Here is a 10,248-nt window from a genome sequence, read left to right on the forward strand (position 1 = left end):
ACGAGCGAATGACGATGGATTCCGCAGATGATCAGGATCTGACGACCATCGCGTCGGCATGGTCGGCGACCCAGCCGATCAGCGGCAGCATCCGTTCCATCAGATCGCGTCCGAGAGGAGTGAGGCTGTACTCGACGTGCGGCGGAACGGTCGGGAACGACTCGCGATGCACGATGCCGTCATCGACCAGGGTCCGCAGCGTCGTCGCGAGCATCTTCTCGCTGATGCCGTCGACCTCACGGCGCAGCTCGCCCCATCGCCTGGTGCCGTCGGAGAGAGCCGCGAGGACGAGCACTCCCCACTTGCTCATGATGTGGTCGAGGATGACCCGGGTCGAGCATCCGGACTCGAACACCATCGGCATCGAGGCCTTGATCTCTGCAAAACTCACCGTCATGTAGGTACCTTACTTCAAAGTGGGTACCCTCCGGCTGGAATGTTCCCGAGGGGTCAGGAGGTTGTCGCAGAGGTCACCTACGAAAGGACACCCCATGACCATCCTCGTCACCGGCGCCACCGGCCAGCTCGGCCGCCTCATCGTCGCGAGCCTGCTCGAGCGCGGCGCGTCAGCGGACCAGATCGTCGCCGGCGCCCGCGACGTGTCGAAGGCCGCCGACCTCGGCGTGCGGGCCGTGCACCTCGACTACACCGACCCGGCGTCGATCACCGCCGCGCTCCAGGGCGTCGACTCCGTCGTCCTCGTGTCGGGCTCGGAGGTCGGACAGCGCGTGCCGCAGCACCAGGCCGTCATCGATGCCGCCGCGGCGGCAGGCGTGTCGAAGTTCGTGTACACCAGCGCGCCGAAGGCGACGACGAGCGACCTCGTGCTGGCCCCCGAGCACAAGGCAACGGAAGAGGCGATCGCCGCGGCCGGACTGCCCGCCGTGATCCTGCGCAACAACTGGTACACCGAGAACTACCTGGGAGACCTCGCCACGGCCGCCGAGACCGGCGTGCTGTCGTCGGGCGCGGGAGACGGACGGGTCGCCTCGGCGAGCCGCAAGGACTATGCGGAAGCTGTGGCCGTGGTCCTGCTCGAAGACGGGCACATCGGCAAGGTCTACGAGCTCGGCGGCGACGTCGCGTGGAACTACGGCGATCTGGCCGCAGCGTTCTCGGAGATCTCGGGTCGCGAGGTGACCTACGCGCCGCTGAGCTTCGACGAGCAGGTCGCGGCCCTTCGCGGCTTCGGTCTCGACGAGGGCACCGTGGGCTTCGTGTCGGCCTTGGATGCCGGCATCCGCAACGGCGCACTGGCCGACACCGACGGCACCCTCTCGCGCCTGATCGGCCGCCCGACCACTCCGCTCGTCGAGGGTCTGCGCGCCGCCGCCTGAGGCGGTCGGCCCGGGCCGTCGTGAGAGATCGACCCCCACGAGGTCGGCCGCGGGAGTAGCGTCAGCACCGGAGGCATCATGCCCAGCGCACGCGATCTCGCGGCCGACGTCGAAGCTCTGGCGGGACTCCCGCCGGGCCCGACGGAGCGGTTCCTGGGCTACGCCCTGATGAGCCTGCCGTTCGCCTCCGGCCAGGTGCTGGGGCTGCGCCGGTTCCCCGTGACCTCGGTGGGACCCGGGTACACCTCTGTGTGGTCGCGCACCCCCGACGGCGCCTGGCGCATCTACACGACCATCGACGCGAGCCTCTCGTGCCCTCGCTACTTCGGCAGCGCGCTGGAGGCGACCTCGGTGCACGACATCGCCGTCGACTGGAGCGACGATCGCCGGTTCTCCGTGCGCATCGACGACGACATCGATCTGCGCTGGGACGTCGTCCTCACCACCACTCCGATGTCGCGGATGATGTCAGCCATGGCGGGCGGGCTCCCCCATGCCGCCTGGCAGAGCGAGCGCTTTCTCTCGATGCTCGGCGGCATGGCCGGACCCGCGCTCGGAGCGGGACGGATCGGCATGACCGGCGACACCCCGAACCGACAGCGCTTCCGAGCGAGACTCGACCGGATGTGGGTGGTCGAGTCCTCACTCGCCTCGCTGCACGGTGAGAGTCTGGGCCCGGTCGCCCCGCTCGCCGAGCAGACCAGGCTCGGCGGATTCTGGATGCCTCAGCGTGGCATCTTCATGATCGGCGGCGCCGAGTTCGACCCTCGCGACGCCGGCGAACATCCGCCGACGACGAGAGCCGCAGCCTGAGCGCCCATCTGTCGCACCGCGGCGGTCAGGGCTCCTGCACATGCACGACGGTGAGCCGGATCTCTGACATCTCCACACCGGCTGCGCCGAGCACACGCTCGACCACGGTCTGCGCCGATCGCACCGTCTCGGTTGTGCTCTGGGCGCCGTCGACAGCGATCGATGCCTCCACGCTGGCGCTCTCGCCATCGCGCATCACGGCGACGAGAGGTTCATCGCCGTCGCCCAGACCGAGAGCGGCCGCGCCGCGGCCGATCAGGTTCGACACCAGCGAACCGGAGCGATAGACGCTCCGCACGCCCGGCGCCGATCGCAGCGCGGACTCGATCTGCGCCGCGAGAGACGGTTGCTGTAGTTCTGTCATCCGTGGTCCTCCTCACTCCACGACGACGGATCCCTGACATCGCGGATCATGATGTCGATGCCGGTCACGTTCAGCTCCGTGTGGGCACGAAGCCGCACGCCCACCTCCGCGCGCAGCCGCTGGACCACGTCAGAGATGGGATCTCCGTAGGGAACGCTGGCATCGAGAAGCACGCGCACCGGCGCCCCCGGCTGTTCGATGTCGCCGTCGAGCCGGCAACGCCCGACGAGAACTCCGGGGATGCTGTTCTCCGCGGCCCGGACGAGGCCGCGGACAGCCCCCTCCGTGATCCCGAGGTCGGCGGTCGGGGATGAGGATTCGATCGGGACGCGGCGTCCGGATCGCGCGTCCAGGACGATGCCGCTGAGGACGCGGTCCACCCAGCTCTCGTCCGCCTCTGCTTCGGCGGCCTCGTCGTCGGCCATCAGCCGACCGGTGACGGCGTGCAGCCGCTCGAGGGCGTCCAACGCGAGCCGGCATCCGGCCGAGTCGTCGATTGTGGGATCGGCCGGCATCCGCCCCGCATCGAGGTAGTCCGTGAGCTGCTCGATCGTGTGCCCGTCGAGGTCAGCAGGTTCGAGCCCGAGCCGGCGCAGCTCAGGTGCGTCTCGTTCGTCGGTCATCGCCACTCCTCCATCCGCACGATGATGTACTTCCTGGCGCGAGCGAGAAGTCCGCGCGCCGTACTCACGGGAATGTCGAGCTCCTCGGCGATCTCGTCGTAGGAGTATCCGCCGATCTCGCGCAGCACCCAGCACTCGCGCTGCCCTTCGGGCAGTTCGTTCAGTGCCGCACCGAGCGCTTGGACCTCGGCTTTCGCCTCGGCGACCCGTGACGGTGAGGCATGCGAGGGAGCCGGCTGTTCAAGGTCGTCGATGTCCACCGCCGGGCGCGTCGCCCGCAACCGGTCGACCGCCCTGCGGCTGACGATCCGCATCAGCCAGCTCTTCACCTTCGCCGGGTCGTCGAGCTCCGGCAGGCGTTGCCATGCGGTCACGAACGCCTCCTGCACGATGTCGTCGACGTCGGCGGATGCGTTCAGCATCCGGTGCGTGTAGGCCCGCATCATCGGCGTGTACCTCCGCACCAGCACAGCGAACGCCGCGACATCGCCGTCCATCGCCCGCCCGGCGACGATCGCATCGTCCGCGCGCTCAAGCGCATTGCTCGAACGTCTGACGTCCATCCCCCACCCTTTCGCCCCGGTACCCTCGGTCGGGTCGAGGCATCGTCGCCGATGCCCCGACCCCAGCATTGCGCAGCGCGCATCCGATGCCGCCGAGTTCTGTCTGCTTCCTCACGCCTTCGCGCGTCGACCCGCGATCGATCCGTAGATGAGCAACACGATCAGCGAACCGCCGATGGCGAGAACCCACGTCCCGAGCGAGAAGAACGACTCCAGGCTGACGTTGAAGAGCAGGCCGCCCAGCCAGCCTCCGAGCATCGCGCCCACGACACCGAGCAGCAGTGTGACGAACCACCCTCCCGCCTGCTTGCCGGGGATCAGGAGTTTGGCGATCGCGCCGGCGATCAGGCCGAGGAGAAGGAATCCGAAGAAGCTCATTGGTGCTTGTCCTTTCGATGTGAGATGGATGCGTCTGAGTCCGCTACTTCTTGAACACGTCCTTGACGTCCTCCGCGGTCTTCCTGATGCTGCCCTGCGCCTGCTTTGCCTTACCCTCGGCGACGAGCCCGTCGTCACCGGTGACGGTCCCGACCGTCTCCTCGACCTTGCCTGCGACCTTCTCCGCTGCCGCCTTGATCTTGTCCTGAGCGCTCATGGCGTCTCCTTTCCCTGCTCGGTCGCGGATCTCGCGACCGAATCCTGTCGATGATGGATCTCGTGGTTCAGCGCGTGGCTGTCCACAGCTTCCGCCCCGCGTGCTGGATCGAGCGACATGCCTTGTTCGCCCTGTCCGTCTCGCCTCAACGCACCCTCGTGCGTGGTCTCAGCGCGTCCCGCCAACTGCGATCGGCGAGGTGCACCATGATCGGGGCGCGCTCTCCGAGCAGGGTGTCCCACGCGCGCACCGCGTCCTCTGCGGCGGCGAGCACCCGGTCGAGAGATGCTCCGCGCTGCACGGTCACGGCCAGTTCGACGGCACGCGTTCCCCGCACGAGATACGCGCCGGTGCGGGCTGACAGGACGTCGGGCCGCTCGGCGAGAGAGCCTGCGAGGACCGTCTCGGCGACGTTGCGATCGACGACGGTTCGCCCACGCTCCGCATCGACCTTCAGCACGCTCTTCGTCTTCCCGCGCCCCCGCGTGAAGACGAAGACGACGAGCAGCAAGGCTGCCAGCACTGCTGCCCCCAGACCCGCCAGTGCCGCGATCGAGACGGCGCCCCCGCTACCCATCTCGATGCTCGGCTCTCCGATTCGAGAGGCCGCCTCGACCGCGCGCTCCTGCCACGGCTGGAACCACATCGGCTGGAGTCCGACCGCCACGCACGTCGCCCCAGCGACGAGCAGGACGACACCGGACACGAGCAGCAGAGCACGATTGAGGACCCGATTGGTCGAGTTCATGCCACCACACCCGTCGAAGCGACGTGCACGCGGGGTGTCACGGTGAAGCCGAGGGCGGACACCGCCTCGGATGCCGCGGCCTCCGCTGCGCTCTCATCGACACGGATGCCGCTGGTCGGGGTGATCCGCACGGACACCCGCGAACGCCCCAGCGTCGTCGCCACCTGCCGGCGATCGATTCCGCAGCGGAGGGCGACGGCATCCGCCACCGCGTCCGCCAGGACTCCGTCGTCGACCAGCAGTGCGAGGCGCTCCGTGGTGCGAGCCCGCCGGGCGCGCCGGCCAGGGAGCACGGCGAGAGCGAGAAGGACGAGCCCGATCACCGAAGCGACCGCACCCGCGATGACGAGCGCTTCGGGTCGGTTGCGCGGCGGAACCGCCCGATCCAGCCAGGCACCCGCTGTGCCGCGGATGCTCGGATCGAGGAGTCCCCACACTCCACCGACCGCGAGCACCAGCAGGATCACGATCGCGACGACGGCCGTCACGACGGCCGGTGCGGTTCGAGACGAGTGCGTCTCACGCCGCAGCACACGCCGGTAGGCCGATCGTTCGCTCGTCATGACACCCTCCTCTCGCTGATCTTCCGCACGCCCGAATAGCGCACATCCACTGTTCCGACTGCCCGCCCTGCGAGCTCACACATCCCGCCGATCACGGCTGACCGCAGCCCCTCGGCGCTCGCGACGAGAGATCGACCGCCGTCGTCGGCGAGTGCGACCGGCACCGTGACCGACACACGCAGCTGGCCGCGTTCGTCGGAGAGGGCGACCGCGACGTCGCGACGCGGCACGCGGGCCGCGTCGCGCGCCAAGCCGGTCGCCAGGTGCTGCAGCGCGCGGGCGCTGACGGTCGTCCGCCCCGGCGTCCTCCCCACAGGGTCGACGAGCGTCATGATGACGAGCGCCTGCCTCGGAAGACCTCCGCCAGCGCTCGCACGTCGAGACGTCCGTCGACGATGCGCCCGATGATCGCGCCGACGAGCATCGCGACGGCAACCAGGACGAATGCCCAGAAGCCGAGCACGACCCAGGTCAGCGCGAGCGCCGCCCCGGCGGCGGCGCCGATCACCGAGGCGTTCACTGGACTCGCGCCTCCTGGCTGCGGTCGGCGTCATCGTCGTCGGACGGGATGTGCACGTCGTTGACGGTGACGTTGACCTCGGCTACCTCCATGCCGACCAGTTCGACCATCGCGTGGACGATCGCGGAGCGCACATCATCGGCGACCTTCTGCAGCGACACCGGATACTCGGCGACGATCGTGACATCGACCGCGACCTGCGTCTCCCCCACCTCGACGCTGATCCCCTGTGCGAGATCGGTCGTGTTCAGCGCGTCGCGAATGGCCCCCACCACACGCGCGGCGCCCCCGCCGAGCGCATACACGCCGCTGACCTCCCGTGCGGCGATGCCCGCGATCTTCGCGACCACGCCGTCCTCGATCGTGGTCTTCCCCGCTGCCGCCCCCTGCGACGCCGAGACGACCTGAGCCTTGGGCTGGGTGCCACCAGTCACATTCGCCATCTTGAGCTCCTATCCGTGTGTCCGTGTCCGGTGAGGACGCGGGTCGCGATCGTGCGACACCACTAAGACGGATGGGAGCGGAGAAACGTCACAAACTTCTCGGAGAAGCATCGTCGGCGGGCGTTTTCGTCCGCCAGCAAGCTCCTGGAGCTACGCCCACGCGCACGCGACGCGGCGACTCATCCGAGCGTCGTGATGCCCATCTCGCGCAGCCGGCGGGTCGCCGACTCGTCGATGCTGACGCGCACCTCTCCGATGTCCGTGACCTCGCCCAGAGCGACCCAGAAGATGAACGGCAACAACAGGGTGCGGATCAGCATCGCCCAACCTGCTTTACCGACACCGATCCGTCCGCCGTCGGCCACCCGAACCGAGCGCGTGCCCGCGAGGCGTGCGCCCAGCGCCCGCCCGTCGGCGTAGCACCAGCCGTACAGAAGAGGCAGCACGATCATCAGCACGGCCGCGATCACGACTGCGACCGTCCCCCTGTCGACGGCGGACGACGACACGAAATACGTCACACCCAGACCGACCGCGACTCCGTTGACGAGCAGACTGTCGACGAACCACGACCAAAGCGCGGCGCCGACGGTCGAGTCCACATACAGGTCGCCGTTGCGGAATGCCTTCACACGGTTGGACACCGACTTTCCCAGCACAGGTTCGAGGCGCTGCCTCAACTCGGCCAGCGCGGCGACGCGCTCTTGCGCTTTCTGCGTCACGATCTTCTCTCTCGGGTCGGAAGGGGCGGCTCGACGGATGGACGGCACCCCGCAAGGACATGGGCCGTGGCTCGGGGAGGCGACCTATGCGACCTAGGCGAGCTGATCGAGGACGAGTTCGCCGCTGGCGTTCAGCTGCTTCATCATTCGTTCGATCCGTTTCATGTCGACGGCGGGCATGGCCACGTCGTCGAAGGCGAGCGCCAGCGGGATGCTCGGATGCATCCAGATCGTGAGGCGCCCCGGATGCTCTTTCTCGTCAGGCAACCACGACATCATGAAGCTCTCGTGACGGCGAAGCTTGGTCCCGATCACTATCTTCAGATGCGCGAGCGTCACATCATCGACGTCGATCACCGGGCGGGCGCTGTTGTACTCGAGAGTCCCCATGATGTGCACACTACCTTGAGCACGACCGTGCAGGAGGGGAGAACGGATGCCACGGGTTCGCGTGCCGCGCTCCGCAGCCTCCGGATACGACAAAACCCCCGGCTGCACCGGGGGTTTGAATCTGTAGCAGGAGCGGGGCTTGAACCCGCGACCTCACGATTATGAGTCGTGCGCTCTGACCAGCTGAGCTACCCTGCCGCACGGCATCCGCATAGCAGATGCGAACACTGTGAGCCCCGAGTCAGGATTGAACTGACGACCCCTTCCTTACCATGGAAGTGCTCTGCCACTGAGCTATCGGGGCGTGCTGCCCCTCGCGGAGCAACCAGACGAGCCTATCATCCGAGAGGCTCGCTCGCGAAATCGAGACGCGAGTCGAGACGTCAGTCGAGAGACGCTCGACCGGCGTTCGTCCGCAGCCAGGGAAGCGGGTCGATCGTCTTGCCGTTGACGATGATCTCGAAGTGCAGGTGGGCGCCGAAAGAGTGCCCGGTGTTGCCGGTGTCGCCCACGATGTCACCGACCTTGACCGTGTCGCCGGCCTTCACCTTCAGCGAGCCGTACTGCATGTGCGAGTAGTGGCTTGTGATGACCTGACCATCGATCACGTGGTCGATGTAGACCGTGACACCGTAGCCGCCGCCCTGCTCGGTCGCGATGCGCACGGTGCCGTCGGCGATGGCCTGGATCGGCGCTCCCTCACCCGGGGTGAAGTCGATGCCCTCGTGCATGCGTCCCCAGCGAGGGCCGTAGCCCGAGCTCATGCTGACGCCGACGAGGAACGGCCACTGGATGGCCGCATCGGGGTCGTTCGTGAACACGGAGTCGGAGAACTTGATGCCCTGCTCGGATGCCAGGTCGACGAGTGACACGGTCGAGAAGTCCTCGGCCCGTGCGAGCGTCTCGTTCTGCACGTCGGAGGAGGTGACGAACGCCTGGATCTGTCCGTCGGTCTTCGCGGACGAGGTGGCGGATGCTGCGACAAGCGACATCGTGGCGGTGCCGTCGGAACCGGTGGCGGCGATGGCCTCGGCCGGCATGGTCATCGAGACGGCGAGCAGGCCTGCGAGCCCCATCACACCGACGGTCGCACCGAAGGTGACGACCTTGCGGAACTGAGGGCGGCGACGCGCGACGTGCTCGGCGACCGGAGCGTCGCCCACGGTCTCTTCAGCGGGTGCGTCATCGGCCGCGGCGGTGTCGTCGACCTTGTCGCCGTCGAGGACGACGGAGCGGAACGTGAGCGACGCCTGCACGAAGGCGTCGGCAGCAGCGGTGTCGAGGGGAACCTTCGGCGCAGCGGGCGCCTCGTCGGCCACCGGCGTGGCGACAACGGACTCGGCGATGACGGACTCGACAGCGACGGGCTCAGCAGTGGGATCCGCAGCGGCGACTTCGGCGACACCGGGCTCGACGAGAACCGGACGCTGTCGCGCAGCTCGGCGCGAGACCGGAGCGGTGACCGCGGCGGCAGCGACAGCGGCGACTTCGGCGGCAACGGTCACTGCGGGGGTCTCGAAGACCGCGGTGCGGTGCCGGCTGGAGCGGCGCGTCGGCACAGCGGCAGCCTGGGGGTTGTCGAAGGGCAAAGCGTTTCTCTCGGGTCAGTCTTCAAGCTGGGGGGCGCTTGAAACCCTCATCGTTTCGGGCGATGAAAGTAACGATCGGATAAAACCCTACCGTGACCCGCCTGAGAAAGCCATGAATTCATCAGGCTTCCTCGTCGAGGAGCACGGTGAGGCGCGCATGGACGTCAGGTCCGGCGGCGATCAGCATGGGTCGCGCGGATGCCGTGTCGACACGGGTGACCACTCCCCCCGCTTCGGCGACGAGAAGCGCTCCTGCGGCGAAATCCCAGGGCTTCAACCCTCGCTCGAAGTAGCCGTCGAGCCGGCCCGCCGCGACATAGGCGAGGTCGAGCGAGGCCGCTCCCGCCCGTCGCAGATCGCGCGCCATCGGCATCACACGGCGCACGGTGGCGATGTCTCCGTCGTGGGTCGCCGGGTCGTACCCGAAACCCGTCGCGAGCAAGGCGCCCGCCGGTGTCGCCGACGTGACGGCCAGCCGCAAGGAGCCTCGCCAGGCTCCTTCACCGCGGGCAGCCGTGAACAGTTCATCGTGAGCGGGTGCGAAGACGGCGGCTGCCAGCGCCTCCCACCGCCCCGGCACCGCCTCACCCTGCACAGCCGCGATGCTGACGGCGTACGCAGGGATGCCGTAGGCGTAGTTCACGGTGCCGTCGATGGGGTCGACCACCCAGGTGATCCCGGTCACGCCGGCATCGGCATCCGACTCCTCACCGAGGAACCCGTCTCCGGGCCTCGCCTCACGCAGCCGGGCGCGGATGAGCGCTTCGACCTCGCGATCGGCCTCTGTGACGATGTCGGCCAGGCTCGACTTGGTGGCTGCGAGATGCACACCTTCTTCGCGGCGCCGCAGCGCCAGCTCACCGGCCTCGCGCGCGATGCCCGCGGCGAGGTCTGTCAGCTCGGTCTCCGCGGTCACTGCGGAGGCAGGGGCGGCGCGGGCGGGTACGGCTCCGCCGGCGGGCCCGCGCCGCCCCTGCC

17 protein-coding genes and 2 tRNA genes are annotated in these 10,248 nt (G+C 68.3%); 2 read left to right on the forward strand and 17 right to left on the reverse strand.

The window, feature by feature from the left end:
* Window positions 1-31: 31 nt before the first annotated feature.
* Window positions 32-397, reverse strand: coding sequence for a helix-turn-helix domain-containing protein (locus tag ACI3KT_RS16395; RefSeq protein WP_292905642.1), 366 nt, complete (start codon window positions 395-397; stop codon window positions 32-34).
* Window positions 398-491: 94 nt separating this feature from the next.
* Here ACI3KT_RS16395 and ACI3KT_RS16400 point away from each other — a divergent pair, with 94 nt between their 5' ends.
* Together ACI3KT_RS16400 and ACI3KT_RS16405 are read left to right on the forward strand one after the other, a co-directional pair.
* On the forward strand, window positions 492-1,337 hold the full coding sequence (locus ACI3KT_RS16400; protein WP_292905644.1) for an SDR family oxidoreductase: 846 nt from the start codon (window positions 492-494) through the stop codon (window positions 1,335-1,337).
* 78 nt (window positions 1,338-1,415) lie between these two features.
* Window positions 1,416-2,150, forward strand: a complete 735-nt coding sequence (locus tag ACI3KT_RS16405; protein WP_404905593.1) for a hypothetical protein — start codon at window positions 1,416-1,418, stop codon at window positions 2,148-2,150.
* Between the two features lie 25 nt (window positions 2,151-2,175).
* Here ACI3KT_RS16405 and ACI3KT_RS16410 read toward each other — a convergent pair whose 3' ends face one another.
* The 16 genes from ACI3KT_RS16410 to ACI3KT_RS16485 all read right to left on the reverse strand — a co-directional run bounded on the left by ACI3KT_RS16410 (window position 2,176) and on the right by ACI3KT_RS16485 (window position 10,186).
* Window positions 2,176-2,514 carry a hypothetical protein gene (locus tag ACI3KT_RS16410; protein ID WP_292905648.1) on the reverse strand — a complete coding sequence of 113 codons (339 nt, stop codon included), beginning with the start codon at window positions 2,512-2,514 and terminating at the stop codon, window positions 2,176-2,178.
* Complete coding sequence (locus tag ACI3KT_RS16415) at window positions 2,511-3,137, reverse strand: hypothetical protein (protein ID WP_404905594.1); 627 nt, start codon at window positions 3,135-3,137, stop codon at window positions 2,511-2,513. Before ACI3KT_RS16415 ends, ACI3KT_RS16410 begins: the two co-directional genes overlap by 4 nt.
* Complete coding sequence (locus tag ACI3KT_RS16420; RefSeq protein ID WP_307295115.1) at window positions 3,134-3,700, reverse strand: RNA polymerase sigma factor; 567 nt, start codon at window positions 3,698-3,700, stop codon at window positions 3,134-3,136. Before ACI3KT_RS16420 ends, ACI3KT_RS16415 begins: the two co-directional genes overlap by 4 nt.
* Window positions 3,701-3,811: 111 nt before the next feature.
* Window positions 3,812-4,078: a GlsB/YeaQ/YmgE family stress response membrane protein gene (locus tag ACI3KT_RS16425; protein WP_292905654.1), complete on the reverse strand. Its 267-nt coding sequence runs from the start codon at window positions 4,076-4,078 to the stop codon at window positions 3,812-3,814.
* Between the two features lie 43 nt (window positions 4,079-4,121).
* The gene (locus ACI3KT_RS16430; RefSeq protein WP_292905656.1) at window positions 4,122-4,295 is read right to left on the reverse strand and encodes a CsbD family protein; all 174 of its coding nucleotides are present in this window, start codon (window positions 4,293-4,295) and stop codon (window positions 4,122-4,124) included.
* A gap of 145 nt (window positions 4,296-4,440) precedes the next feature.
* Window positions 4,441-5,043, reverse strand: a complete 603-nt coding sequence (locus ACI3KT_RS16435) for a hypothetical protein (RefSeq protein WP_307295112.1) — start codon at window positions 5,041-5,043, stop codon at window positions 4,441-4,443.
* Window positions 5,040-5,606, reverse strand: coding sequence for a DUF6286 domain-containing protein (locus ACI3KT_RS16440; protein ID WP_307295110.1), 567 nt, complete (start codon window positions 5,604-5,606; stop codon window positions 5,040-5,042). The genes ACI3KT_RS16435 and ACI3KT_RS16440 overlap by 4 nt, the downstream gene beginning before the upstream one ends.
* Window positions 5,603-5,938, reverse strand: a complete 336-nt coding sequence (locus ACI3KT_RS16445; protein WP_404905595.1) for a hypothetical protein — start codon at window positions 5,936-5,938, stop codon at window positions 5,603-5,605. The genes ACI3KT_RS16440 and ACI3KT_RS16445 overlap by 4 nt, the downstream gene beginning before the upstream one ends.
* Window positions 5,935-6,126, reverse strand: a complete 192-nt coding sequence (locus tag ACI3KT_RS16450; RefSeq protein ID WP_292905664.1) for a DUF2273 domain-containing protein — start codon at window positions 6,124-6,126, stop codon at window positions 5,935-5,937. The genes ACI3KT_RS16445 and ACI3KT_RS16450 overlap by 4 nt, the downstream gene beginning before the upstream one ends.
* Window positions 6,123-6,569: an Asp23/Gls24 family envelope stress response protein gene (locus tag ACI3KT_RS16455; protein ID WP_404905596.1), complete on the reverse strand. Its 447-nt coding sequence runs from the start codon at window positions 6,567-6,569 to the stop codon at window positions 6,123-6,125. The genes ACI3KT_RS16450 and ACI3KT_RS16455 overlap by 4 nt, the downstream gene beginning before the upstream one ends.
* A 179-nt stretch (window positions 6,570-6,748) precedes the next feature.
* Window positions 6,749-7,291 carry a hypothetical protein gene (locus ACI3KT_RS16460; RefSeq protein WP_292905668.1) on the reverse strand — a complete coding sequence of 181 codons (543 nt, stop codon included), beginning with the start codon at window positions 7,289-7,291 and terminating at the stop codon, window positions 6,749-6,751.
* Between the two features lie 93 nt (window positions 7,292-7,384).
* A complete protein-coding gene (locus ACI3KT_RS16465; RefSeq protein WP_292905670.1) occupies window positions 7,385-7,681 on the reverse strand; it encodes a hypothetical protein in 297 nt (98 codons plus the stop codon).
* 124 nt (window positions 7,682-7,805) lie between these two features.
* Window positions 7,806-7,879: transfer RNA gene (locus ACI3KT_RS16470), tRNA-Met, on the reverse strand.
* Window positions 7,880-7,913: 34 nt separating this feature from the next.
* A tRNA-Thr gene (locus ACI3KT_RS16475) sits at window positions 7,914-7,985 on the reverse strand.
* Window positions 7,986-8,064: 79 nt separating this feature from the next.
* Complete coding sequence (locus ACI3KT_RS16480; protein ID WP_404905597.1) at window positions 8,065-9,240, reverse strand: M23 family metallopeptidase; 1,176 nt, start codon at window positions 9,238-9,240, stop codon at window positions 8,065-8,067.
* Between the two features lie 151 nt (window positions 9,241-9,391).
* On the reverse strand, window positions 9,392-10,186 hold the full coding sequence (locus ACI3KT_RS16485; protein ID WP_404905600.1) for an inositol monophosphatase family protein: 795 nt from the start codon (window positions 10,184-10,186) through the stop codon (window positions 9,392-9,394).
* Between the last annotated feature and the right edge of the window lie 62 nt (window positions 10,187-10,248).

The sequence above is a fragment of the Microbacterium sp. ZW T6_19 genome, from assembly GCF_044987465.1.
In the GTDB taxonomy this organism is placed as follows: domain Bacteria; phylum Actinomycetota; class Actinomycetes; order Actinomycetales; family Microbacteriaceae; genus Microbacterium; species Microbacterium natoriense_A.